We start from the raw sequence: 24,236 nt of genomic DNA on the forward strand, positions 1-24,236 counted from the left end.
GCCGCTCATGCCATAGTCAGTGGTCATGAGTGCACAACGTCCCGGGTTCGGCCAGAAGATCGGCTACCTCCTCGGTCGCTCCCTGCCCGCGTCGATGCAGGACTGGGTGATCGAAGACCTGACCGGTCCGGGCCACCTGCGCCGCTATCTGATTCGCGGCATCGTCCCGATCCTGCCGCTGTTCCTGATCTTCGCCTTCATTCCCGGCGGGATCTGGGTGAAGCTGGGCATGATCGTGCTGCTGCTGATCCCGTTCGTCTACTTCCAGCTCGCCCTCGGTCACATCTACCGCAGGCACCTGATGGTGAACAACGGTCTCGACCCCGCCCTGCTCGAGACCGCCAAGGTGGTCCGCGCCGACGCCGTCCGCAACGAGTACCGGGACCGCTACGGCAAGTAGGCGGTGCGGTCAGCCGACCGCGGCGTCGCCGTAACGGTAGTCGTCGAGCGGGAATCGCCCCTGTTCGCGCAGTGCGGTGAGGGTGGCGTTGGGCCGCAGCAGCGTCGCCTCCCCGTGCTGGTTGAAGTAGTAGCTGCGGGCGCCCGCGCAGTCGCCCGCGTAGAACACCGACGACGCCAGATTCTCGGTCATCCGAGCGAGGAACCGCGCGTTGGCCTCGTCGGTGATCTCGAAACGGTCGGCGCGCAGGTCCCGCAGCCGGCCGAACAGCCGCCCGATGTGCCGCATCTGGCCCTCGATCGTGGTGAAGTACGACAGCCCGCTGTACGAGTACGGGCTGTTCAGGGTCAGGAAGTTGGGGAACTTCGGCACGGTGATCCCCTCATATGCCTGGAACCGACCCTCGCGCCACCAGCGTCCGAGGTCGCGCCCGTCACGACCGATGATCGGAAAGGCCGGGAAGTTCACGTCCCACAGGTTGAAGCCGGTGGCCAGCACCAGCGTGTCGATCTCGATCTTCGTCCCGTCGACGGTGACGATGCCGTCGGCCTCCACTCGCGCGATGGTTCCGGTCTCCAGCCGCACGTCCGGTCGGTTGAAGACGCGGAAGTAGCTGTTGGAGAAGGTGGGCCGCTTGCAGCCGAAGTCGTAGTGCGGGGTCAGCGCCCTCCGGGTGGCGCGGTCGCGGACCTGAACGCGCAGGTGGGCCTTGGCCAGCAGCGCCGCGGCCCGGTTGCCGGGCTTGGCCTGCCGATAGTGCAGGACGCCGAAGACCATCAGCACCTCCAGCAGCGAGGTGTTGACGACGCGGGCGGCGCGCTGGGTCAGCGGAACCCGGGCGAAGAGCCCCCGATCCCGCGCGCGGGATCGGGAAGTCGATCTTCGGCACCACCCAGATCGGCGTGCGCTGGAACACGGTGAGTTCCCTTGCGGTGCGGGCGATCTCGGGGATCAACTGGACCGCGGTCGCCCCGGTCCCGATGACGGCGGCCCGCTTGCCCGCGAAGTCGTAGCCGTCCGGCCAGGCGGTGGTGTGGATGACCTCGCCCGCGAAGGAGTCCATGCCGGGGAAGTCCGGGGTGTGCGGCTGCGAGAGGAAGCCGGTCGCGGTCACCAGGTACCGCGCCGTGCGAGCGGCGCCGGATGCGGTGTGGACCGTCCAGCGACCGGCGTCGTCGTCCCATTCGGCTCGCTCCACCGCGACCCCGAACTCCATGTGGCCGCGCAGGTCGTAGGCGTCGGCGACGTGCTCGGCGTACGCCTTGAGCTCGGCGCCCGGCGCGAACAGTCGCGACCAGTTCGGGTTGGGTTCGAATGAGTACGAGTAGGTCACCGAGGCGATGTCGACGGCCAGGCCCGGGTAGTGATTGACGTGCCAGGTGCCGCCGAGATCGTCTTCGCGCTCCAGGATCACGATGTCGTCGATCCCGAGCCTGCCGAACTCGATGGCCGCCCCCATCCCGCCGAAGCCCGCCCCGACGATGATCACCTCGTGATCGACCGGCCGTGCCGGCCGCGCGTGCTGCTGGTCCATCGTCTCCGCCTTCGCCCCAGATGAGTGTGACTTGTGAGTGTGACCTGCGGTACACCCTAATCCGACGGGGGCGGTCGGGACGGCGGTCAGCCGAAGATCGCGCCGGGATTCAGCATCCCGGTCGGGTCCCACGCCGCACGGACGGCCGCCATCATCGCGCGGTCGGTCTCGTCGCGCCCGAGCAGGAGCCAGGCCCGTTTGGCGCGCCCGATGCCGTGCTCGGCGCTGACGCTGCCGCCGAGACGGTCGACGGACCGCAGCACCTCGTCGGTGAGCCGTGCGGCCCGATCGACCGGGACGTCGAGCAGATTCACGTGCACATTGCCGTCGCCGAGGTGACCGAACAGGATCGGGCGGGCGCCGGCGCCGAAGGCCAGCGCGGTCGCCTGGTCGACGAGGTCGCCGATCCGGTCGAGCGGCGCGGAGACGTCGAGCTTCACGATCGGGGTCGAGGTGGCGCGGGCGATCGACTCGGTGTGCTGTTCCCGGACCGCCCACAGTCGACGCGCCGGGCCCGCCTCCACCGCCGCATCGCGTACGACCGGGCAGTCCGACAGGGTCTGCGACAGTCCGTCGACGTCCGTGGCCGCCTCGACGAGGACGACGAACGGGGTGGCGGCGGTCAGCGGGCTCCGCGGTCGCCCGTCCGCGGTGACCAGGGCGATCCCCGCGGCCGTCATGAGCTCGGCGGCCTCCAGCGGCGCCCCGGACCGCTCCACCGCGTCGACGACCCGCTGCGCGTCCGGCACCGAATCGACCGCGACCATCGCCACCGCCGTGCGCGCGGGCGGCACCACCAGCCGGAGCAGCACCCGGGTGATGACCGCGAGGGTGCCCTCGCTGCCGGCGAGCAGCCCCGGCAGGTCGTAGCCGACGTTGTCTTTGCGGAGCGGACGCCAGCGGCGCAGGACCGCGCCGGAGGCGAGGACCGCTTCGATGCCGACGATCTGCGCGCGCATGTCGCCGTGCCGGATCATCCGGATCCCGCCCGCGTTGGTCGCGACCATTCCGCCGATCGTGGCCGAGTCGCGCGCGGCGAGGTCGACGCCGAACTCCAATCCGGCGGCGGCCGCGGCGCTCTGCACGGCTGCCAGGGCGGCGCCGGCGCCGGCGGCCACGCACCGATTCACCGAGTCGACCCGACCCACGTCGTCCAGGCGCCGCAGCGAGAGGATCACCGAGTCGCGCGATGGATCCGGCTCGGGCTGCGAACCGCCGACCAGCCCGGTGTTGCCGCCCTGCGGACTCACGCAGGCCCCGAGGTCGCGGCACAGGTCGAGCACCGCGGCCACCTGCTCGGTGTCTGCGGGCCGCACCACGATCGCGTCGGCGGCATGCCAGGCGCCGGTCCAGTCCGTCCGGTAGCCGTCGGCGACGGCGGCGTCGGTGAGCACGTGCGCCCGTCCGACGATCTCCGTCAAGCCGCTGACCAGTGCCGCGGTCGGTGGACGCGGAGCAGTTGGCATGATGGCCTCCAAGAGTGGACGGTAGAAGTCGGTCGGTGCGAACGTCTTCGACGCTACGCAGCGCGCCCGGTCGGAGCCGATCCTGTCGGGGCGATCCGGCCGGGACCGTACACGAACAACATAGAGAGTCGGTGTCTGAAGACCATGGCCAGAAAGCTCATCGCGACCGCCTACGGCGAGCCGTCAGACGTCCTGGAGGTGGCGGAGGTCGACGTGCCGCGAGCGCGCCGCGGCGCCGTCGTGGTGCAGGTGCGCGCCGCGGGCCTGAACCCGTACGACGTGAAGGTCGTCCGCGGCCAGATGGGTGCCGATCCCGACCGTCTGCCGCTGTCGGTCGGCGGCGAGGCGGCGGGCGTGGTGCACGCCGCCGGTCCGGACTCCGGATTCCGCGTCGGCGACGACGTGGTCGTCTACCCGGCGTCGGGGGCGCTGGCCGAGTACGTGGTCGCCGACGCCGCGAACGTGCACCGCAAGCCTGCGGGGCTGGGCTTCGCCGAGGCGTCGTCCCTGCTGTTGGCCGGGGTCACCGCGGTCGACACCCTCGCCACCCTGCAGATCGACGAGGACGACGTCCTGCTGGTGCACGGCGGCGCGGGCGCAGTCGGGTCGCTGGTGGTCACCGAGGCCGTCGCGGCGGGGGCGACGGTGATCGCGACGGCGTCACCGCGCAACCACGACTTCCTGCGCGGACTGGGTGCGGTGCCCGTCGCCTACGGTGAGGGGCTGTCGGAGGCGATCGCCGCGGCTCTGGACGGTGCTCGGCTGACCGCGGTGATCGACACCGTCGGCACCGACGAGGCCATCGACGTGTCGTTGGAGCTGGTCGCCCCGCACCGCATCGTCAGCGTCGCCGCGTGGGGCCGCGGCGACGACGGGATCGTGCTGCTGTCGGGCGGCAGCGAACGCAGTCGCCACTACCGGCGGGCGGCCGTCGAACCGCTGCTGACCGACGCGGCGTCCGGCCGCATCGCGGTGACGATTGCGCGCCGCTTCGGGTTCGACGACGCCGCCGACGCCTTCGACGAACTGCTCGGCGGGCACCCGCGCGGCAAGATCGTCTTCGAGCCGCGCTGACGCGCGGCCGCGGGCGTCGCCGGTGTCGGCAACTAAGACTTCTTGCCGCCGAACAGGAGGACGCCCGCGCCGACGACGGCGAGCCCGATGAGGACGAGCCAGAAGGCCGCCTTGAGCAGCGGGCCGATGATGGACAGGGCGATCAGGACGGCGATGACGATCAGGACGATCTTCCAGATCGACGCGCTGCCCGACTTACGAGGTTGAAGGTCTGTACTCATGCCTCTACCGTGCCCTGTGCCGTTCGGGATGTCACGTGCCGAGTGTCCGAATAGGGGGAAGATCAGGGTCCTCCCCCACTGCTGGTCGAGGCTGGTCCGGGAACCGCTGGAATAGCGGGGGCCCGTTGTTCGGTTGAACCACTCATGGCTGAGAACACCGTTCCGGAGATCCCGCTCAACAACGGCGTCCGCATCCCCCAGTTGGGGTTCGGCGTCTACCAGATTCCGCCCGCCGAGACCAAGGCCGCGGTGCTGACCGCACTCGAGGCCGGCTACCGACACATCGACACCGCGCAGATGTACGGCAACGAACGCGAGGTCGGCGAGGCCGTCCGCGAGTCGGGCCTGGACCGCGGCGAGGTCTTCGTGACCAGCAAGCTCAACAACGACGCCCACGATCCGCAGGTCGCGCGCGAGGCGACGGCACGCAGCATCGACGCCCTCGGCATCGGCCCGATGGATCTGTATCTGGTGCACTGGCCGATGCCCGCGGTCGGCGACTACACCGAGACCTGGCGGGCGATGGAGCGTCTCTACGAGGACGGACACGCACGGGCGATCGGCGTCTCCAACTTCCACATCCCGCACCTGCAGCGACTGTTCGCCGAAACCGAGGTGGTGCCCGCGGTCAACCAGATCGAGGTGCACCCGTATCTGACGCAGGAACCGCTGCGGGCGTTCAACGCCGAACACGGTATCGCGACGGAGGCGTGGGCACCGATCGCGCAGGGGCAGGTGCTCGACGATCCGGTGCTCGTGGCACTCGCCGCCGAGGTCGGGCGGAGCGTGGCGCAGGTGGTGCTGCGCTGGCACATTCAGCGCGACAACATCGTCTTCCCGAAGTCGGCGACCGCGTCGCGGGTCGCCGAGAATCGCGACATCTTCGACTTCGCGCTCTCCGACGAGCAGCTCGCGCGCATCGACGCCCTGAACGCCGACCGGCGCCGCGGCCCGAACCCGGACGAGTTCAACCTGATTCCGGGCTGAGGTCCGGCCGGCGACGAATCGTCGCCTGCGGCGGGCGGGACCCTGCGGGGCCTCGCCCGCCGCGTCGTCGAACGTTCGGTCAGCGGCGGCTGACGTGGTAGAGCTCGACCTTGCGTGGGGAGTTCAGCGGCCCGTAGACCTTGGCGCCCGACCACGCGCCCGGCTTGCTCGCGGCGCGGTCGAGGGAGCGCTGCACGCCCTGGCCGAGGGTGAGCCGCTCGCCGTCCAGCCGGCGTCCCGGCAGCAGCGTGTCGACGACGGGCGCGGCGATCCGCGCGTTCGCGAGGGCGACCGTCTCCCCTCGGTTGAGCTGGATGTTGTTGCCGCCGGCGATCGGCTGCACCGACAGCGCCGACGACTCCCCCGCGCCGAACGCGATTGCCGCCCCTGCTCCCGCAGCCACGACCGCGATCTTCAGCGAAACCTTGATGGCGCGCATGTGCCATCCCCCTTCTCGACGTGTCCGCCGACTCTCGGCGGCCCCACCCCAGGCCACCACACTCAGCTAACCGCCAGCAAACCGGCAAACCGGATTCGTGGCCGACCCCACACCCGCCTACCATCGACGCCATGAAGTTCTCGCGCCGCGCCGACGCCGTCACCCCCTTCTACGCCATGGAGTTCGGCAAGCACGCCGCAGCGCTGGAGGCTCGCGGCGTGCACGTGGTCAAGCTCAACATCGGCGAACCGGACTTCGGCGCCCCGCCCGCGTTCCTGCGGGAGGTCCGGCGCATCAGCGACGGCCGTCCGATGGCCTACACCGGAGCCCTGGGCCTCGATGCCCTGCGCACCGCGATCGCCGAGTTCACCGCCACCAAGTTCCGCGCCGAGATCGCCCCCGAGCGCGTCGTGGTGACCACCGGAGCCTCCGCGGCGCTGCTGCTCTCGTGCGCGGCGCTGATCGACCCGGGCGACGAGGTCCTCGTCGCCGATCCGTCCTACCCGTGCAACCGGCGGTTCGCCGAGAGCTTCGGCGGTCGGGTCCGGTTGATCGAGACGACACCGCAGACCCGGTTCCAGCTCGATGCCGCAGCCGTCGCCGACGGCTGGAGCGAGCGCACCCGCGGCGTGATGGTGGCGACGCCGTCGAACCCCACCGGCACCTCGCTGGCCTACGACGAGTTGCGCGAGCTCTGCTCGACGGTCGCCGACCGAGACGGCTGGCGGATCGTCGACGAGATCTACCTGGGTCTGGCCGACGACGGCCCCGACGGCGCGCCGCGCAGCATCGCCGCCGACGATCCCGACGCGATCGTCATCAACAGCTTCTCCAAGTACTTCGGGATGACCGGCTGGCGCCTCGGCTGGGCGGTGGTGCCGGAGGAGATGATCCCGGTCGCCGAACGACTGGCGCAGAACTACTACATCTGCCCGCCGACGCCGTCGCAGATGGCGGCGCTGACCTGCTTCGAGCCGGAGACCCTGGCGGTCGCCGAAGAGCGGCGCGCCCAGTTGCGCCGCCGCCGCGAACTGGTGCTCGACGGGCTCGATCGGATCGGCCTGAACGTCCCGGTCCGCCCCGACGGCGCGTTCTACGTCTATGTCGATGTCACCGAGACGGGCCTGACGTCGACCGAGTTCTGCGAGACCGCGCTGGAGCAGGCGCATGTGGCGCTGACCCCGGGCAAGGACTTCGGCGACGCGGGCGCCGAGCGGTTCGTCCGCCTCAGCTACGCCGCCTCCGAAGCCGACCTCGCCCTCGCGATCGACCGGCTCGGAGCCTTGCTGAACCGCCTCTGACGCCCCGGCAGGCTCACGACTCGGCGAGGCGGTCGACGAAGGCCGCCTGCGCCGGGTTCAGCTTCACGCGCGCCTCGTCGAGCGAGAACCACTGCGCGCGATCGACTTCCGGGAACTCGCGGGTCTGCCCCGACCGCGGCGGCCACACCATTTCGAAGGTGTTGCTGACGATCGTCGCGGCGTCGAGGTCGCCTTCGACGGCGAATCCGAGGACGCGTTTGCCGCTGCGCAGACGCACGTCACCGAGGTCGATCGCGGCGCCGTCGGGCGCTCGATGCCCGGTCTCCTCCGCGAATTCTCGGCGCGCCGCGACGAGCGGCTCCTCGTCGGCGTCGAGCAGCCCCTTCGGGATCGACCAGGCGCCGTCGTCCTTGCGGGCGAAGAACGGGCCGCCCGGGTGCACCAGCAACACCTCGAGACCGGCGGCCCCGCGGCGGTAGAGCAGGAGTCCGGCGCTGGTCTGGGCTTTCGGCATACGCCCAGCGTAGCGGCGGGCGGCTACGGTGAAGACATGGAGATCCTGTCGAGCCGCACCCTGTTGATCTCACGCGATCCGGCCGCGCTGACGGACTTCTACCGGAACCGGCTGGGCCTGGCGGTGGCGCGCGAATACCCGGGCGGCATCGTCTTCCACGCCGGCGCGGGATTCTTGGAGATCCCCGCGCACCTGTCCGCCGAGGCCGCCGAGGCGGCCCCGCCCGATGTGCTCTGGCTGCAGGTCCGCGACGCGGCCGCGGCGCGCGCCGAGCTCGCCGCGGCCGACGTGGCGATCCTCGCCGAGCCGGAGGTGAAGCCGTGGGGGCTGATCGAGATGACGGTCGCCGACCCCGACGGCCGCCGGTTGATCGTGGTCGAGATCCCCGCCGACCACCCGTTGCGCCGTGACGTGCGCGAATAGCGGCATGAGAGACTGGAAGTCATGAGCAACTGGGTCGCGCCGTTCCCCGACAGTCCCGTCGACGCCACCGTCGAGGTCCCCGGATCCAAGTCCGTCACCAACCGCGCGCTGATCCTCGCCGCGCTCGCCGACGGCCCCTCTCTCATCACCGGAACTCTGCGCTCGCGCGACACCGACCTCATGCTCGACGGCTTGGCCGCCCTCGGCGTCGGCGTCGCCTACGACTCCGACGATCCGACCGTCGTGGACATCACGCCCGGACCCCTGCACGCCGGGACCGTCGACTGCGGCCTGGCCGGCACGGTCATGCGCTTCCTCCCCGCGGTCGGTGCGCTGGCCGACGGCGACGTGCACTTCGACGGCGACGAGCAGGCCCGCCACCGTCCCCTCGACACCGTGCTCGACGCCCTGCGCACGCTGGGTGCGCGGATCGACGGCGACGGTCTGCCCTTCACCGTGCACGGAGTCGGCTCGATCGCCGGCGGCGAGGTGACCATCGACGCCTCGGCGTCGTCACAGTTCGTCTCCGGGCTGCTGCTGTCGGCCGCCCGATTCGCCGACGGCGTGCACATCACGCACGTCGGCGACCCCATCCCGTCGATGCCGCACATCGACATGACCGTCGAGATGCTCGAGAGCGCCGGGGTGCCGGTGGTCTTCGATGCCGCGACCACCAGCTGGCGGATCGCTCCCACGACGATCGCGGCGGTCGACTGGGCGATCGAACCGGATCTGTCCAATGCGGCCGCCTTCCTGGCCGCCGCCCCCGCGACCGGCGGCCGCGTCAGCGTGCCGCGCTGGCCGTCGACCACCACGCAGCCGGGTGCGGCGATCGTGGCGATCATGGAGCAGATGGGGTCGGTCGGCGAACTCGGCGCCGACGGACTGCTGACCGTCCGCGGTCCGCAGCGCCTGTCGCCGCTCGACATCGACCTGCACGACGTCGGCGAGCTGACCCCGACCATCGCCGCGCTGTGCGCGCTCGCCGAGGGCACCTCGACCCTGCGCGGCATCGCGCACCTGCGCGGCCACGAGACCGACCGGCTCGCCGCGCTGAGCGCCGAGATCAACCGGATCGGCGGCGACTGCCGGGAGACCGACGACGGCCTGGTCATCGTCGGCGACGGCGGCGCCTCGCTGCGGCCGGCGCTGTGGCACTCGTACGCCGACCATCGGATGGCGACGGCCGGATCGATCCTCGGGCTTCGCGTGCCGGGCCTGCAGGTGGAGAACGTCGAGACCACCGCCAAGACGCTGCCGGACTTCGTCGCGATGTGGGAGACCATGGCGGGGTCCGCGTCTTGAGCCGGCGTGCCGGGACGGTCGGCGGCCGCACCTACGACGAGTCCGATGTCCGCATCCGACCCGGCAAGGGCAGCAGGCCGCGCACCAAGAACCGTCCCGCGCACGAGGACGCCGAGACCGCCATGGTGGTCTCGGTCGATCGCGGCCGCTGGGGCTGCGTGCTCGACGGCGACCCGGAGCGCCGCGTGGTCACCATGCGGGCCCGCGAGCTGGGTCGGACGCCGATCGTCGTCGGCGATCAGGTGGGTGTGGTCGGTGACCTGAGCGGCCGGCGCGACACGCTCGCCCGCATCGTCCGCGTCGAGGAGCGCAGCACCGTGCTGCGCCGAACGGCCGACGACACCGATCCGTTCGAGCGGATCGTCGTCGCCAACGCCGACCAGCTGCTGATCGTGACGGCCCTCGCCGACCCGCCGCCGCGCACCGGTTTCGTCGAACGGGCCCTGGCCGCCGCCTACGCCGGCGGCCTCACCCCGATCCTGTGTCTGACCAAGTCCGACCTAGCCGCGCCCGACGAGTTCGCCGCACACTTCGCCGACCTGGACCTGCCGGTCGTCACCGCGGGCCGCGACGACGATCTGAGCGAACTGTGGTCGGTGCTCGACGGCCGGTTGACGGCCCTCATCGGGCATTCGGGGGTCGGGAAGTCGACGCTGGTCAACCGCCTCGTCCCCGACGCCGACCGGGCGACCGGCGTGGTCTCGGGCGTCGGGAAGGGCAGGCATACCTCGACCCAGTCGGTGGCCCTGCCGCTGCCCGGTGCCGAGGCCGGCGACCCGCCGCGCGGATGGGTCGTCGACACCCCCGGCATCCGCTCGTTCGGGCTCGCCCACGTGACGCCCGAGCAGATCATCGACGCCTTCGACGACCTGCGCGAGGCGATCGACGACTGCCCGCGCGGCTGCACCCACCTCGGGCCGCCCGCCGACCCCGAATGCGCGCTCGACGCGTTGACCGGCAGTTCACATCGCCGGGCGATGGCGGTGCGAGTCCTGCTCGCCTCGGTCTCGGCCACCGGAACCGACGACACGCCGACCGACGCCAGGGACGACACGCTCTGACGCAAAGAGCTCGACCGTCGAGCATCGACGCCGCCGGAGCGTCCCGTCAGCTCGTCGGATCGAGTCCTCGGTCTGGTTCGCTCAGGAAGCGCCGGCCGTCCGGCGACGTCGCCGCCGGTTCGCGCGACGTCGTTCCCGAACCTGCACGAGCGCCGTCTTCAATCCCCCGCCGCGGCGCGGGAGGCCGTCGAAGCGGTGCTCAGACGCGGTTTCCGGGGCGTCGTCGCTGGTGTCGATCAGGAATCGGTCGGGCAGCGCCAGCTTGTTGATGGTCCGCAGGGTCTGCAGATACTGCACGGGCAGCGACCCGGTGTTGTATGGCAGGTCGTACTTCTCGCAGAGTTCGCGCACCCGCACCGCGACCTCCGCCATCCGGTTGCTCGGCAGGTCCGGGTACAGGTGATGCTCGATCTGGTAGCAGAGGTTGCCGCTCATGAAGGCCAGCGCGGGACCGGCGTCGAAGTTCGCCGAACCCAGCATCTGACGCAGGTACCACTGGCCCTGCGTCTCGTTCTCGAGGGTCTCGGGGGTGAACTTCTCGGTGCCGTCCGGGAAGTGCCCGCAGAAGATGACCACGTACGCCCACAGATTGCGCACCAGGTTGGCCGTCAGGTTCGCGGTCAGGGTATGCCGGAAGTTGGGGCCGGTCATCACCGGGTACAGCACGTAGTCCTTACCGAGCTGACGCGCGACCTTGCGGGCGAAGAGCTTGATCTCCGGCCGGGCCTGCTCCATCGGCTTGCGGCCCGCGATGACCTCTTTGAGCTCGAGGTCGTGGAGGGCGATGCCCCATTCGAACGCCGCGGCCAGCACGATGTTGAGCACCGGCTGAAACAGCCGTCGCGGCTCCCAGGGATCGTCGCGGGTCACCCGCAGCGCCCGGTAGCCCACATCGTGATCCATCTCGAGCACGTTCGTGTACTTGTGATGGATGTAGTTGTGCGAGTGCTTCCAGTGCGGCGCCGCGCACACCATGTCCCACTCCCACGTCGTGGAGTGCACCTCGGGATCGTTCATCCAATCCCACTGGCCGTGCATCACGTTGTGGCCCAGTTCCATGTTCTCGATGATCTTGGCCGCGGCCAGGGCGCCGGCCCCCAGCAGCCACAGCGGCCTGCGGTGACTGCCGAACAGCGCGGCCCGGCCGAGCACCTCCAGCCCCCGCTGGGCGTAGATGGTCCGCCGCAGGTAGCGGCGGTCCTTCTCGCCCAGGCTCGACTCGATCTGCCGGCGCAGCATGTCGAGTTCGGCGCCCAACGCCTCGACGTCGGCGTCGGTCAGGTGCGCGTACTCATTGATATCGGAAATGGCCATCGGTCACATTATGCCCGCGCCGGTGACCGACGGCTCCGCCGCCGGTCGCGCAGTCCCGTGATCGCGGTCTTCAGACCGTTGCGACGACCGGTGACCGGGTCGACGGTCGACACCAACCGCGCCTCGGGTGCGTCCTTGAACCGCTGCTCGGAAGCGGTCTCCGGCGCGTCGTCGACGGTGGCCGTCAGGTACTGGTTCGGCAACGACAGCTTGGCGATGGTCCGCCACGACTTCGCGTACTGCAGCGGGAACGAACCGGTGGTGTACGGGAGGTCGTACTTCGCACACAGCGCCTGCACCCGCACCGAGATCTCGGCGAGCCGGTTGCTCGGCAGGTCGGGGAAGATGTGGTGCTCGATCTGGTACGAGAGGTTGCCGCTCATGAAGGCGAGCGCCGGACCCGACCGGAAGTTGGCGCTGCCCAGCATCTGCCGCAGGTACCATTCGCCGCGCGATTCGTTCTCCATGTCGCGCTTGGTGAACTTCTCGGCGCCGTCCGGGAAGTGCCCGCAGAAGATGACGGCGTTGGTCCAAACGTTGCGGATCACGTTCGCCATCAGGTTGGCGGTGGCCGCCTTGCGGGCGGCGCGCCGGGAGCCGGTGGCCGCACCGACGATCGCCGGGTAGACGACGTAGTCCTTGCCCGCCTGGCGGCCGATCTTGAGGCCCACGTCGCGCAGGTCCTTGCGGAACTCGTCCTTGGCCTCCTGCGTCTTGCGCTTCTTGCCGAGCTCCAGGTGCTGAGCGGCCACCCCGTACTCGAAGCCGAGCGCGAGCAGCGTGTTGTAGAAGACGTTGCCCAGGTAGAAGGGCTTCCACCGCTGATCGCGCGTGACGCGCAGCAGCCCGTAGCCCACGTCGTCGTCCATGCCGAGCACGTTGGTGTACTTGTGATGAATGAAGTTGTGAGTGTGCTTCCAGTGGGCGCTGGGACCGGTGTTGTCCCATTCCCAGGTGGTGGAGTGCACCTCGGGATCGTTCATCCAGTCCCACTGACCGTGCATCACGTTGTGGCCGAGTTCCATGTTCTCGACGATCTTCGCCACCCCGAGGGTCGCCGCGCCGGCCCACCAGAGGCTGCGCTTGCGGGCACCGAAGGTGAGGGCCCGGCCGGTCAGCTCCAGGGTCCGCTGGAAGCGGATGGTGTTGCGCAGGTAGCGGGCGTCGCGCTCACCGCGCGAGGCCTCGATGTCGGCGCGGATCTGATCGAGTTCGGCGGCCAGGGCCGCGACGTCGTCGTCTGTCAGGTGTGCATATTCGGGGATGTCGGAGATCGCCATACCATTCCTCGTTGCCTGCGACTCATTAACTTACGCAAGCGTAGGTTACGGATCCGTAGCTTGTCTAGTCCCGCGGGCGGTGGCCCATGTCACCGCCGCCGATCACACGTCGAGCGTGCAATCGCCCGCCGCCGCGCTCACGCAGGTCTGGATGCGTTCGCCCTCCACGTGCTCGACACCGGTCCGCAGATCGCGCACGCAGCCCTTGTCGAGCATGACCACGCAGCTCTGGCAGATGCCCATGCGACAGCCGAAGGGCATCAGCACGCCCGCCTGCTCGCCCGCCTCCAGCAGCGTGGTGGCACCGTCGACCTCGATCTGCCGGTCGGGGGTGCCGAAGGTGACGACGCCGCCCTCGGCGCCGACCGCGCCGCGTTCGAGAGCGAAGCGTTCGATGTGCAGATGCTCGGTCCGCCCGGCCTCCTCGAACTGCTCGGCGAGCATCTCCAGGAAGCCGCTCGGCCCGCACGCCCAGGTCTCCCGCTCGGCCCAGTCCGGGCACAGCGCACGCAACTGCGCCGGAGTCACCTTGCCGTCGACGCGGGTGAACTGCAGGTGCAGGTCGATCAGCCCCTCGGCGGCCATCGCCCGCAGCTCGTCTCCGAAGAGCAGGTCGGCGTCGGTGGGCACCGAGTGGATCACGCGGACATCGATCCGCTGATCGCGGCGGCGCATGCTGCGCAGCATCGAGATGATCGGCGTGACGCCGCTGCCCGCGGTCGCGAACAGGACCTTGGCGGGCAGCGGTTCGGGCAGCGTGAACTCGCCGGCGGGGGCCGCCAGTCGGACCACCGTCCCCGGCTCCAGACCGTTGACCAGGTGCGACGACAGGAATCCTTCGGGGTTGGCCTTGACCGTGATCGCGACCGTCCGATCGGCCCGCGAAGCCGCCGGCGCCGAGGTCAGCGAATACGACCGCCACGTCCAACGCCCGTCCAGCAGCACGCCGATGCCGATGTACTGGCCCGCGTGATAGTCGAACGAGAATCCCCACCCCGGGCGGATGACGATGGTCGCGCTGTCGGCCGCGGCCGGCGTCACGGACACGACCTTGCCTCGCAGCTCACGTGCCGACCACAGCGGATTGGCCAGGTGCAGGTAGTCGTCGGGCAGCAGCGGAGTGGTCACGCGGGCGAGCGCGGCGCGCAACCAGGTGGCTCGCCTGCCTCGCGCCGCGACGCCGGCCGCCGGTGCCTCGAATCGTTCGCGCCACGCCATCTCGTCGTCTCCTCCGCCGGTCCCGGATCGCCCCGAGACACCTAACTTACGATTCCGTAGGTTAGCGCCTCGAGGCGTCCGTGGCGAACGGAGTGTGACGCATTTCAGGCCAAGAGCGTGCCCGGCGCCGCGGTGTACGGCGTGAAGAACCGGTTCGCCGGGGCTCCCGCGAGGGACATCACCAGCGCGGGCACCGACTGCCCGTCGATCTGCTCGCGGATGATGTCGGCGTGCCCGGCGTGACGGGCGAACTCTTCGACCTGGTGGCCCATGAAATAACGGTTCTTCATCGGCCGCGGCTCGTTGATCCCGGCCCACGGCGCGGGCGGCGCCATCGCATCGGCGTCCGGATCGCTCGCCCGCATCGCCGCGAGGAACTCGGCGCGCACCTGATCGAACTCGGCGATCACGCCGGCCGCGGTCTCGTCGTCGGTGAGGGCGAAACTCCCCATGTACGCGGCGAAGGCGGCCTCGTCGAGAACGAACTCCCCGCCCGTTCCCTGCAGCTGCGACACCGCCCCGCGCATGCCTCGAACGATGTGCTTGATGATCCCGCCGATCGAGAGCTCACTGCGGCACGGCCGCAGGCGGGCCTGTTCCTCGGTGAGTCCGAAGCTCGCCGCGCGGATGGCGTCGAGCTGCTGATCGGCGTAGTTGACGAGTCCGGTGAGTTCGTCGTCGCGAGCGGGTGCGTACATGGTGGCCTCCAAGAATGGTTCTGGTTCCTTGCCCCATCAGCCTCGCAACCGTTCCGGTCAGATCCTGTCCGGAATGGATTCTTCCCTCGAGAATCCGCTTGGGAAGCTCAGCGTCAGAGCAGTTCCAACAGAAAGGGCAGCTCCTGGGTCGCGTACCACCCGAGGTCGTGGTCCTCGACGTCGCCGATCGTCAGTTCGCTGTCCTCGTCACCGAGATCGGCGTGGTCGACGGCGTCGACCGCCGCCTTCACCGCCTCTTCGGCGTCGGCGCCGTCGACGTGCACCGCGACGATGTCGGCGTGCGGAATCGAGCCGACGACCTTGACGACGGCGTCGTCGAGGTCTGGCCGCGGGGTGGCGTCGGCGTCGACGACCACCACCACGCGCCGCACCGGGAGATCGGACGAGTCGACCGCGAGCAGGCGCAGCGAGGCGCGCGCCGCCTCCCGCAGGGCGACCTCGGCGAGCTCTTCGTCGTCGCCGGAGGAATAGGCCTCGCGAAGCGCCGGGGTGAGGGCGAAGCCGGTCCCCCCGACCGGCTCGAAGGCGCGCCCCGGTTCGGCGACCAGGTGCTCGATCATCGACAGCGTTGCCGGCAGGTAGACGCGCATGAGGTCCTTCTCCATCAGTGGTCTCGATCGTATGATTGGCCGCTCGCGAGCAACTCGTCGAGGGACTCGGTCACGTACTCGGCCATCGCGGGCAGGTCGACGACGACGGCCCGGTCGGCGATGAACGCGAACTGCACCTGGTTGGCGTACTCGTTGACGCTGATCGCGAGGGCTCGCTGAGCCGCCAGCGTCGGAATGGTGAAGACGCCGGTGACCGGCACGCCGCCGACGAACTTGCGGCCGATCCGCTGTGAGCTCATCGAGATCGGCACGTTGTACGCGCGTTGGAACAGCCCGGCGAAGGCCCGGGTCGACAAGTCGGCGAAGGGCACCAGCCCGATCTCCGGCAGCAGCGGCCGCATGCCCTGCGACATCCGCCGCACCGACTGCGAGTAGCGGTCGGCCAGCCCCGCGACCTGCATCAGCCGTACCGCGGGCGCGTCCTCGCCGATCGGCAGGTCGGTCACGAACTCGGTGCCGCCGACCACGATCCACACCCCGGAGGGTTCGGGCTCCACGGTGGCCGGGTCACGCGCCGCCAGGGGCAGCGTGGCGCGCATCGTCGCACCGTGGCCGACCGAGTCCTTGACCGACATCGACCAGCGCCGCAGCACTCCGGTGAGGATCGCCAAGACCACGTCGTTGAAGGAGCATTCGAAGCGGTCGGCGACCTTCTCCAGATCGCGCCGCGAGACCGAGGAGAAGGCGAACAGTCGCGCCGAGGTGGTCACGGTGTTGAGCGGACTGTCGGGCGCGGCGTTGACCAACTGCGTGACCGCTCCGCCGACCATCCGCACCGATCGGTCGGCGACCGACCACAGGTCGGCCACCGGGCCGTTGCCGCGGATCAGCGAGTCGAGCAGTTCGCCCGGTCGGGCCATGGCCTCGGCCAGTGCGCCCGCGGTGAGTGCCGCCGCACCGGGCGGGCGTCCGGGCATCCACAGGTCCTCGGCCAGCGGCGCCGCCTCGGCGATGTCGTCGCAGATCACCTCGCTGATCTCGGGATTCCCCGGTCCCAGCAGGCAGCGATGCGTCCGGGTGAGAATCACCGAGCGGCCGCCGAAGAAGCCCTCGATGAGGTTCATCTCCCACAGCGGTCGGCTGCGGTCCAGCGGCCGCGACATGACCCGGGCGATGAGTTCTTGCAATTGCTCGACGCTTCCCGGGTGCGGCAGCGCCGACAGTCGCACGTGGAAGTTGATGTCGAAGTCGTGGTCGTCGACCCACACCGGCCGGGCCAACCCGAGCGTCACTTCGGCGACGGTCTGCCGATACCGGGGCGCCACCTGCAGCCGGTTCTCCACCAGCGAGACGAGCGAGTGGTAGTCGAGGACCCGCGACTGGCCCTTCGGGAGCTTGCCCGGGTCGAGAATCAACAGCGCCCCCAGGTGGGTCGATGTTCCCGTCCCGTCCAGGAAGTAGTACATCGCCTCGTCCGGCGACAGCCGATTCACCATGATGCGGTCGAGTCTAGTTCAGCGACTCGCGATGACGCGCTGCGCCGGCCCTTGCTCACACGATGGACAGCTCCACCAGAACCCACCGTTCCACACGGCGGCGCGTGCGATCGGACGCGGGCGGCGGCACCGCTCGGACCTCGACGCGGCCGGCGACGGCTCGCACTCGCTCACCGCGGACGAAGGTGCCGAAGTACTCGGCTCGGCGAGGGCCTGCGAACTGCAGGTGCACGCGCCGCAGCCGAGCGGCCTCGGTGCCGCCCGGCCGACCGGGAACGGGTCGGGCCCGCTGCCCCACCAGCACCGTGACTTGCGCGAAGACGTCCTCGGTGACCACCCGCAGGAGCTGTTCGACGGGTCGGCGTCCGTCGAGCACCTCCATCACCAGTTGCAGGATCTGGATCGTCGACGATCGGGCCCGCGCCGTCGCCTCGATCCGCGCGGTGCGCTCGGCCTCCGGCCCCGGCGGGCCGTCGCCTGCTCGCCTCCCGCCCTCCGCTCGTGTCCCGTCGGATGATCGCGCCCCGACTTCCACCCCCGCCACCGTGATCACCGTCATACAAGTACAGACGCAGCGGACGGCGTTTCGGTTCCACGACTCGCCGAGATCCACTGCGATCGACGACAAGCGCCGCCTCGGCGGCCACGCAACCTCCTGCAACCCCTTGTCGTGCGGGCCGCCGCGGAGGATCGTCGACCTCGGTGATCTGGGTCACCGTCGTCATCCTGCCCCGCCAGCGAAGGAGTCCCCATGCGCGCCGCACGCTTTCATGATCGAGGAGACGTACGAATCGAAGAGGTCGACGAGCCCGTCGTCGGCCCGGGCACCGTCGGGATCGCGGTGGCGTGGTGCGGGATCTGCGGCACCGATCTGCACGAGTACCAGGACGGGCCCATCTTCATCCCGCCGGCCGGTCATCCGCAGCCGCTCAGCGGCGAGAGCGCGCCGGTGACCATCGGCCACGAGATGTCGGGCGTCGTCACCGCCCTGGGTGAGGGCGTCACCGATCTGGCGGTCGGCGACCACGTGGTGGTGGAGCCGTACATCGTCGCCGACGACGTCGACACCGGACCGCACAGCCGCGATTACCACCTCTCGGCGAACATGAACTTCATCGGACTCGGCGGCTGCGGCGGCGGACTGGCCGAGAAGATCGTCGTGAAGCGACGCTGGGTTCACCGGATCGATCCGAAGGTGCCGCTCGATCAGGCAGCACTAATCGAGCCGCTCGCCGTCGGCTTCCACGCGGTCGAGCGCAGCGGCGCGAGCGCCGGGGCGACCGCCCTGATCACCGGTGCGGGCCCCATCGGCCTGCTGACCGCCGCCATCTGCCGGGCCCGCGGCATCACGGTGATCGTCAGCGAACCGAGCCCGCTGCGCCGGACCAAGGCCGTCGAGACCGGCGTCGCCGACCACGTCGTGGATCCGAGCGTCGACGACGTCGCGAGCCGCGTGCGCGAGCTCACCGGCGGGCGCGGCGCCGACGTCGGCTTCGAGTGCACCTCGGTGCAACCTGCGCTCGACGCGCTCCTGGACGCGCTCAAGCCCACCGGCGTGTTGGTGGTCGTGTCGATCTGGGGCAGCCCGGCCTCCGTCGACATGCAGAAGCTGGTGCTGAAGGAGATCGACATGCGCGGCACCATCGCCTACGTCAACAGTCACCCCGCGACGATCGCCCTGGTGGAGAGCGGCGAGATCGACCTGGCCCCGTTCATCACCGGCCGCATCGCCCTCGACGATCTGATCGCCGAGGGCTACGAGACCCTGCTGCACCGCAACGAGACCGCGGTCAAGATCCTCGTGTCACCGTCGGGGGCCGGCCTGTGACGCAGGCCCCGTGAACAACGGTCCGGCCCCGCGGCGCACTACGCGCCACGGGGCCGGACCGGGATTCGACTGTTCGACTACCGCTTCTTCTTGCGGGCCTTGGCGGGCCGGTCGGCCGAGGCTCCGGCGCCGGCCTTGGCACCCGAGCGGGCCGCGGCGCGACGCTCGCGTCGGCTGCCGCTCATGACCTCCGACGGGGTCCCCGACGCCAGCTCTTCGATCGAGGAGAGCACTTCGGCTTCGCCGCTCTCATCCGGACCGCTGTAGGTCACCGCGGCATCGGACTCCTGCTCGCCGCCGCCGAAGGCGGCACCGGCCAGCATGTCGGTGACCGAGGTGCCGAGCGCCGGAGCCGGCGCCTGGGTCTCCACCTGGGCGTTGAAGATGTACGAGACGGTCTCCTCCTTCATCGCCTCGAGCATCCGCATGAACATGTCGTAGCCCTCGCGCTGGTACTCGACCACCGGGTCGCGCTGCGCCACCGAACGCAGGTGGATGCCCTCGCGGAGGTAGTCCATCTCGTAGAGGTGATCGCGCCACTTGCGGTCCATCACGTTCAGCAGGATCGACCGCTCCAGCTGACGCATCGCGCCCTCGCCCGCGATCTCGGTGAGTTCGGCCTCGCGGCGGTCGTAGGCGGCGAGCGCATCCTCGACCAGCACCTGGCGCAGTTCCTCCCGCGACACGTCGTCGCGCTCCCCGAACTCGTTCTCGCCGAGGGCCTTCTTCGGGTCCAGGGAGATCGGGTACAGGTTGCCGAGCGCCTCCCACAGCTTGTCGATGTCCCAGTCCTCGGCGTACCCGAGCTCGGTGGCGCCGTCGGCGTAGGCGCCGACCACGTCGACGACCATCTGTCGGACCTGCTCGTGATGGTCCTCGCCTTCGAGGATCTCGCGGCGCTCGCCGTAGATGACCTTGCGCTGCTCGTTCATCACCTCGTCGTACTTGAGGACGTTCTTGCGGATCTCGAAGTTCTGCTCCTCGACCTGCGTCTGCGCGCTGCGGATGGCACGGGTGACCATCTTGGCGTCGATCGGCACATCGTCGGGCAGGTTCAGGCGCATCATGATCGTCTCGAGCGCCGCGCCGTTGAACCGCCGCATCAGCTCGTCGCCGAGCGAGAGGTAGAAGCGGGACTCGCCCGGGTCGCCCTGGCGCCCGGAGCGTCCGCGCAGCTGGTTGTCGATGCGACGGGACTCGTGCCGCTCGGTGCCGAGCACGTACAGTCCGCCCGCCTCGCGGACGTTCTCGGCTTCGGTGGCGGCGTCGTCGCGGGCGATGACGATCGCCTCGTCCCACGCGGCCTCGTACTCCTCCGGGGTGTTCACCGGATCCAGGCCCGCCTTGCGCAGCCGGGTGTCGGCGATGACGTCCGGGTTGCCGCCGAGCACCACGTCGGTACCGCGGCCGGCCATGTTGGTCGCGACGGTGACCGCGCCGAGCCGACCGGCCTCGGCGACGATCTGCGCCTCCTGCTCGTGGAACTTGGCGTTCAGGACGGTGTGCTTGACCTCGCGCTGCGTCAGCAGGTTCGACAGGTACTCGGACCGTTCGACGCTGGTGGTGCCGATCAGGACCGGCTGACCCTTCTCATGGCGTTCGACGATGTCGTCGACGACCGCGTTGAACTTCGCCTCTTCGGTCTTGTAGATGAGGTCGGTCTTGTCCATGCGCAGCAGCGGCCGGTTGGTCGGGATCGGGACCACACCGAGCTTGTAGATCTGCTGGAACTCGGCGGCCTCGGTCTCGGCGGTACCGGTCATGCCCGACAGCCGGCTGTACAACCGGAAGTAGTTCTGGAGGGTGATGGTGGCGAGAGTCTGGTTCTCCGCCTTGATCTCGACGCCCTCCTTGGCCTCGATCGCCTGGTGCAGGCCCTCGTTGAACCGGCGGCCGTCGAGCACACGCCCGGTGAACTCGTCGACGATCATGACCTCGCCCTTGCGGACGATGTAGTCCTTGTCGCGGTGGAAGAGCTCCTTGACCTTGATCGCGTTGTTCAGGTAGCCGACCAGCTGCGAGTTCGACGGCTCGTAGAGGTTGTCGATGCCGAGGCGGTCTTCGACGAAGGCGACGCCGGCCTCGTGGACGCCGACGGTCTTCTTCTTGATGTCGACCTCGTAGTGGACGTCCTTGTCGAGGAGCGGCGCGATGCGCGCGAACTCGGAGTACCACTTGCTCGACGAGTCGGCCGGGCCCGAGATGATCAGCGGGGTCCGCGCCTCGTCGATGAGGATCGAGTCGACCTCGTCGACGACGGCGAAGGCGTGCTCGCGCTGCACCAGGTCGTCCAGCGAGTGCGCCATGTTGTCGCGCAGGTAGTCGAAGCCGAACTCGTTGTTGGTGCCGTAGGTGATGTCGGCGGCGTACGCCTCGCGGCGCTGGTCGGGCGACATGCCCGTCAGGATCACCGCGGTCTCCAGGCCGAGGAAGCGGTGCACCCGGCCCATCCACTCCGCGTCGCGCTTGGCGAGGTAGTCGTTCACGGTGACCACGTGCACGCCCTTGCCGTTGAGCGCGTTCAGGTAGGCGGGCAGCACACAGGTCAGGGTCTTGCCCTCACCGGTCTTCATCTCGGCGATGTTGCCGAAGTGCAGCGCCGCGCCGCCCATGATCTGCACGTGGAAGTGCTTCTGGGCGAGCACTCGCCAGGCCGCTTCGCGTGCGACGGCGAACGCCTCGAGCAGCAGGTCGTCGAGCGTCGCACCGGCCTCGAGCCGCTCGCGGAACTCGAGGGTCTTGCCCCGCAGTTCGTCGTCGGAGAGCTTCTCCATCTCGTCGGAGAGCGCTTCGACGCTGGTCGCGATAGCGTCCAGGCGCTTGACCATGCGGCCTTCGCCCAGTCTGAGCAGCTTGTTGAGCACCGGCAATCCTCTGGGTTTCGCGTATCTGTTCACCTGCCCGTCTCGCCGTCAACCGGTTCGACAGACAGAACTCGGTCCATGGTACGGGTTTGTCCCGCCGATGCCCCACCGAGACTCTTCGGCCGACACACAACATCGTCGCCGTCACCCTCGACTCCAGCTCGTCAACCATTGTTGACGGCACGCATTCCGTCAACCTAAGATGACAGCCATGAGTGAGACGGCGATCGACTCGGCCTCCGGCGACGACTCCGTGGACGCGCTGCGGGCGCTGCGGGCGATAGCGCAGGAGCGCGAGGACCTGGACCGGCGCGAGTACTTCCTCGTCCTGTCACTGCGCGAGATGCACGTGAGCTGGGAGGCGATCGCCGCGGCCCTGGGCGTCAGCCGCCAGGCAGTGCACAAACGGTTCCGCCGGAAGATGGTCGGCGACGCCCGCTGACCCGCCCGACCCGCGACGCCGACGACCGCCGAGCCGCCACACGACTGTGGCCGACACCCCGATCGGGGCGCCGGCCACAGTGCGCAGACCTCAGTACTCAGGCGAGTCTGATGAGTCCGTAGTCGAACGCGTGCCGACGGTAGACCACCGACGGCTTGTCGGTCTCGCAGTCATGGAACAGGTAGAAGTCGTGCCCGACGAGTTCCATCTCGTAGAGCGCCTCGTCGACCGACATCGGTGCGGACGGGTGGTCCTTGACGCGAACCACCTGACCCGGCTGATGGTCTTCGACGGTGTTCTCGAAGGGATCGGCCGACGGCTCCGGCGTCGGAGGCATCAGATGCGGTGCATCGGCTGCCGCCTCGGCCAGCGAGGTGGGACGGTGCATGCCGTCCTTGCGGATCCGCTTGCGGCTCTTGGCCCGGCGGAGACGCTTGTGCAGCTTGTCGAAGGCGAGTTCACTGGCGGCGTAGAAGTTCTCGCCGGCCGCCTGGGCGCGGACCACCGGGCCGCGTCCACGGCCGGTGATCTCGACGATCTCGGCGCTCTTGGCCTGGCGCGGGTTGGGCTCGTGGTAGAGCACCACCTCGAACCGGAAGATCGACTCGTCGAAGTGTTCGAACCGGGCCAGCTTGCTGCTCATGTAGACGCGGAAGTGGTCCGGGATCTCGACGTTGCGTCCACTCATGGTGAGGTCCGCCGTCAACTCGCCGGCATTCGACGTGTCCACGGTGGGCGGAAGCTCGAAAGCAGCTTTGAGGTCGAGACGTTCAGCAGGCACGGCTTTCGACTCACGCTGGCCCTTGCGATGAACGACCGTCATATCGACATCCTCCTCAGGTTGCGCTCGTCCGAACACCAGATTCGGATCGAGGTACCAATTCGCTTGTCGCACAATCACTTATCGATTGGTGATTCGGTGCGAGGACAGTGATCCGCTGTAGCCGAAGCGGAGGATTCCAGTACGCGCACGACGACATCGGCGCGGTGGAAAAGGCTTTGTCACCTCCCGGCACTCGATGTTCATCACTGCCACTTCCGAAGGTATCCGCAAACTCGTCTTCCGGCCACGTTTTGCCGCATCAGGCACCGGCCAGAACCACGACGGCCGCCACGTGCGCCCCCGCTCGGCGCAGGACGCGGGCGGCGTGGGCCGCGGTGGCGCCGGTGGTCAGCACGTCGTCGACCAGGATCACCGGGACCCGGGCCCGCTTCAGCGCCTCGGGCAGGGGCCGACGCAGCCGTACCGCACCGGCCAGATTCGCATGTCGGGCACCGGCTCCCAGGGCTGCCGAATCGCGGGTCAGCGCCGCGGTGGCGAGCAGCGGGGTCACCCGGACCGCAGGTCCGAGCACGGCGGCGGCCTCCGCGGCGACCGCCGTCACCGTGTCGCCGCCGCGGACCCTGGCGGCCAGCATCCGGGTGGGCGCGGGCACCAGGGTCAGCCGGGCCGACGACGGCAGGTCGCCCCAGCGCGCCAGGTCCACCAGTCCGTCGGCGAGCAACCGACCCAGCACCGGCGCCAGGTCGCGTCGTCGGTGCTCCTTGAGGTCGATCACCGCCGACGCCATCGGTCCGCCGTATCGGCCGATCGCCCACACCGGCACCCCGGGATCGATCCGCGGGGCCAGCAGTCGGGGCACGTCGCGGAGCCCGGCCGCACAGCGGTCGCACCAGCGGACGGCCGGACGTCCGCATCCGCCGCATTCGACGGGCGCGACGAGATCGCCCAGCGCCGCCCCCACGGCCCGGACCCCGAACCGGTCCCCCGTCATGTCCGTCGATTGTCCGCGCCCGGTCGGCCGCTGTCACCGCCGGTGTCCCCAGGGCGCCGCCCG

At 69.7% G+C, this 24,236-nt stretch carries 24 protein-coding genes and 1 pseudogene; 10 read left to right on the plus strand and 15 right to left on the minus strand.

The window, feature by feature from the left end; genetic code table 11:
• Positions 1-25 precede the first annotated feature (25 nt).
• Positions 26-400 (plus strand): DUF5313 family protein, encoded by a 375-nt coding sequence (locus AAFO60_RS05410; protein ID WP_347955153.1) that lies wholly within the window; start codon positions 26-28, stop codon positions 398-400.
• Positions 401-409: 9 nt separating this feature from the next.
• On the opposite strand, the pseudogene AAFO60_RS05415 reads toward AAFO60_RS05410, so the two are convergent.
• Positions 410-1,859 (minus strand): annotated as a pseudogene (locus AAFO60_RS05415) (flavin-containing monooxygenase).
• Here AAFO60_RS05415 and AAFO60_RS05420 point away from each other — a divergent pair.
• Positions 1,773-1,958: a hypothetical protein gene (locus tag AAFO60_RS05420; RefSeq protein WP_347955337.1), complete on the plus strand. Its 186-nt coding sequence runs from the start codon at positions 1,773-1,775 to the stop codon at positions 1,956-1,958. The pseudogene AAFO60_RS05415 and the gene AAFO60_RS05420 overlap by 87 nt on opposite strands.
• A gap of 62 nt (positions 1,959-2,020) precedes the next feature.
• On the opposite strand, the gene AAFO60_RS05425 is transcribed toward AAFO60_RS05420, so the two are convergent.
• The gene (locus tag AAFO60_RS05425; RefSeq protein WP_347955154.1) at positions 2,021-3,400 is read right to left on the minus strand and encodes an FAD-binding oxidoreductase; all 1,380 of its coding nucleotides are present in this window, start codon (positions 3,398-3,400) and stop codon (positions 2,021-2,023) included.
• Between the two features lie 144 nt (positions 3,401-3,544).
• Between AAFO60_RS05425 and AAFO60_RS05430 the strand changes: the two genes are divergently transcribed.
• Positions 3,545-4,474, plus strand: a complete 930-nt coding sequence (locus AAFO60_RS05430; RefSeq protein ID WP_347955155.1) for a quinone oxidoreductase family protein — start codon at positions 3,545-3,547, stop codon at positions 4,472-4,474.
• 32 nt (positions 4,475-4,506) lie between these two features.
• Here AAFO60_RS05430 and AAFO60_RS05435 read toward each other — a convergent pair whose 3' ends face one another.
• The gene (locus AAFO60_RS05435; RefSeq protein WP_347955156.1) at positions 4,507-4,695 is read right to left on the minus strand and encodes a hypothetical protein; all 189 of its coding nucleotides are present in this window, start codon (positions 4,693-4,695) and stop codon (positions 4,507-4,509) included.
• Positions 4,696-4,839: 144 nt separating this feature from the next.
• Between AAFO60_RS05435 and AAFO60_RS05440 the strand changes: the two genes are divergently transcribed.
• A complete protein-coding gene (locus tag AAFO60_RS05440; protein WP_347955157.1) occupies positions 4,840-5,682 on the plus strand; it encodes an aldo/keto reductase in 843 nt (280 codons plus the stop codon).
• A gap of 79 nt (positions 5,683-5,761) precedes the next feature.
• Here AAFO60_RS05440 and AAFO60_RS05445 read toward each other — a convergent pair whose 3' ends face one another.
• On the minus strand, positions 5,762-6,121 hold the full coding sequence (locus AAFO60_RS05445) for a hypothetical protein (protein WP_347955158.1): 360 nt from the start codon (positions 6,119-6,121) through the stop codon (positions 5,762-5,764).
• Between the two features lie 131 nt (positions 6,122-6,252).
• Between AAFO60_RS05445 and AAFO60_RS05450 the strand changes: the two genes are divergently transcribed.
• Positions 6,253-7,422, plus strand: coding sequence for a pyridoxal phosphate-dependent aminotransferase (locus tag AAFO60_RS05450; protein ID WP_347955159.1), 1,170 nt, complete (start codon positions 6,253-6,255; stop codon positions 7,420-7,422).
• Between the two features lie 13 nt (positions 7,423-7,435).
• On the opposite strand, the gene AAFO60_RS05455 is transcribed toward AAFO60_RS05450, so the two are convergent.
• The gene (locus AAFO60_RS05455) at positions 7,436-7,897 is read right to left on the minus strand and encodes an NUDIX domain-containing protein (protein WP_347955160.1); all 462 of its coding nucleotides are present in this window, start codon (positions 7,895-7,897) and stop codon (positions 7,436-7,438) included.
• Positions 7,898-7,933: 36 nt separating this feature from the next.
• Between AAFO60_RS05455 and AAFO60_RS05460 the strand changes: the two genes are divergently transcribed.
• Genes AAFO60_RS05460 through rsgA form a run of 3 tightly spaced genes read left to right on the plus strand, consistent with a single transcriptional unit; the run spans position 7,934 to position 10,686 of the window.
• Complete coding sequence (locus AAFO60_RS05460; RefSeq protein ID WP_347955161.1) at positions 7,934-8,320, plus strand: VOC family protein; 387 nt, start codon at positions 7,934-7,936, stop codon at positions 8,318-8,320.
• Positions 8,321-8,341: 21 nt separating this feature from the next.
• The gene (gene aroA, locus AAFO60_RS05465; RefSeq protein WP_347955162.1) at positions 8,342-9,625 is read left to right on the plus strand and encodes a 3-phosphoshikimate 1-carboxyvinyltransferase; all 1,284 of its coding nucleotides are present in this window, start codon (positions 8,342-8,344) and stop codon (positions 9,623-9,625) included.
• Positions 9,622-10,686 carry a ribosome small subunit-dependent GTPase A gene (gene rsgA / locus AAFO60_RS05470; protein WP_347955163.1) on the plus strand — a complete coding sequence of 355 codons (1,065 nt, stop codon included), beginning with the start codon at positions 9,622-9,624 and terminating at the stop codon, positions 10,684-10,686. The genes aroA and rsgA overlap by 4 nt, the downstream gene beginning before the upstream one ends.
• An 81-nt stretch (positions 10,687-10,767) precedes the next feature.
• On the opposite strand, the gene AAFO60_RS05475 is transcribed toward rsgA, so the two are convergent.
• The 7 genes from AAFO60_RS05475 to AAFO60_RS05505 all read right to left on the minus strand — a co-directional run bounded on the left by AAFO60_RS05475 (position 10,768) and on the right by AAFO60_RS05505 (position 17,823).
• Entirely contained in the window at positions 10,768-12,000 is a 1,233-nt protein-coding gene (locus AAFO60_RS05475) for a fatty acid desaturase family protein (RefSeq protein WP_347955164.1), read from the minus strand.
• Between the two features lie 8 nt (positions 12,001-12,008).
• Positions 12,009-13,280: a fatty acid desaturase family protein gene (locus AAFO60_RS05480; protein ID WP_347955165.1), complete on the minus strand. Its 1,272-nt coding sequence runs from the start codon at positions 13,278-13,280 to the stop codon at positions 12,009-12,011.
• Between the two features lie 102 nt (positions 13,281-13,382).
• The gene (locus AAFO60_RS05485) at positions 13,383-14,498 is read right to left on the minus strand and encodes a ferredoxin reductase (protein WP_347955166.1); all 1,116 of its coding nucleotides are present in this window, start codon (positions 14,496-14,498) and stop codon (positions 13,383-13,385) included.
• 104 nt (positions 14,499-14,602) lie between these two features.
• Complete coding sequence (locus AAFO60_RS05490) at positions 14,603-15,196, minus strand: DUF664 domain-containing protein (protein WP_347955167.1); 594 nt, start codon at positions 15,194-15,196, stop codon at positions 14,603-14,605.
• A 113-nt stretch (positions 15,197-15,309) separates the two neighbouring features.
• Positions 15,310-15,807 carry a DUF6912 family protein gene (locus AAFO60_RS05495; RefSeq protein ID WP_347955331.1) on the minus strand — a complete coding sequence of 166 codons (498 nt, stop codon included), beginning with the start codon at positions 15,805-15,807 and terminating at the stop codon, positions 15,310-15,312.
• Between the two features lie 14 nt (positions 15,808-15,821).
• Positions 15,822-17,264, minus strand: coding sequence for a wax ester/triacylglycerol synthase domain-containing protein (locus AAFO60_RS05500; protein WP_347955168.1), 1,443 nt, complete (start codon positions 17,262-17,264; stop codon positions 15,822-15,824).
• A gap of 55 nt (positions 17,265-17,319) precedes the next feature.
• On the minus strand, positions 17,320-17,823 hold the full coding sequence (locus AAFO60_RS05505; RefSeq protein ID WP_347955169.1) for an Rv3235 family protein: 504 nt from the start codon (positions 17,821-17,823) through the stop codon (positions 17,320-17,322).
• 192 nt (positions 17,824-18,015) lie between these two features.
• Between AAFO60_RS05505 and AAFO60_RS05510 the strand changes: the two genes are divergently transcribed.
• Positions 18,016-19,092, plus strand: coding sequence for a 2,3-butanediol dehydrogenase (locus AAFO60_RS05510; protein WP_347955170.1), 1,077 nt, complete (start codon positions 18,016-18,018; stop codon positions 19,090-19,092).
• A gap of 77 nt (positions 19,093-19,169) precedes the next feature.
• Here the strand turns inward: AAFO60_RS05510 and secA are convergent, their stop codons facing one another.
• Positions 19,170-21,956 carry a preprotein translocase subunit SecA gene (gene secA / locus AAFO60_RS05515; RefSeq protein ID WP_347955171.1) on the minus strand — a complete coding sequence of 929 codons (2,787 nt, stop codon included), beginning with the start codon at positions 21,954-21,956 and terminating at the stop codon, positions 19,170-19,172.
• Positions 21,957-22,167: 211 nt separating this feature from the next.
• On the opposite strand from secA, the gene AAFO60_RS05520 reads away from it, so the two are divergent.
• On the plus strand, positions 22,168-22,398 hold the full coding sequence (locus tag AAFO60_RS05520; RefSeq protein ID WP_347955172.1) for a hypothetical protein: 231 nt from the start codon (positions 22,168-22,170) through the stop codon (positions 22,396-22,398).
• A 97-nt stretch (positions 22,399-22,495) separates the two neighbouring features.
• Here AAFO60_RS05520 and hpf read toward each other — a convergent pair whose 3' ends face one another.
• Together hpf and AAFO60_RS05530 are read right to left on the minus strand one after the other, a co-directional pair.
• Entirely contained in the window at positions 22,496-23,221 is a 726-nt protein-coding gene (gene hpf, locus AAFO60_RS05525) for a ribosome hibernation-promoting factor, HPF/YfiA family (RefSeq protein ID WP_347955173.1), read from the minus strand.
• Between the two features lie 259 nt (positions 23,222-23,480).
• The gene (locus tag AAFO60_RS05530) at positions 23,481-24,173 is read right to left on the minus strand and encodes a ComF family protein (RefSeq protein ID WP_347955174.1); all 693 of its coding nucleotides are present in this window, start codon (positions 24,171-24,173) and stop codon (positions 23,481-23,483) included.
• Positions 24,174-24,236: the final 63 nt, after the last annotated feature.

The organism is Gordonia aichiensis, assembly GCF_039946255.1.
Taxonomy (GTDB): domain Bacteria; phylum Actinomycetota; class Actinomycetes; order Mycobacteriales; family Mycobacteriaceae; genus Gordonia; species Gordonia aichiensis_A.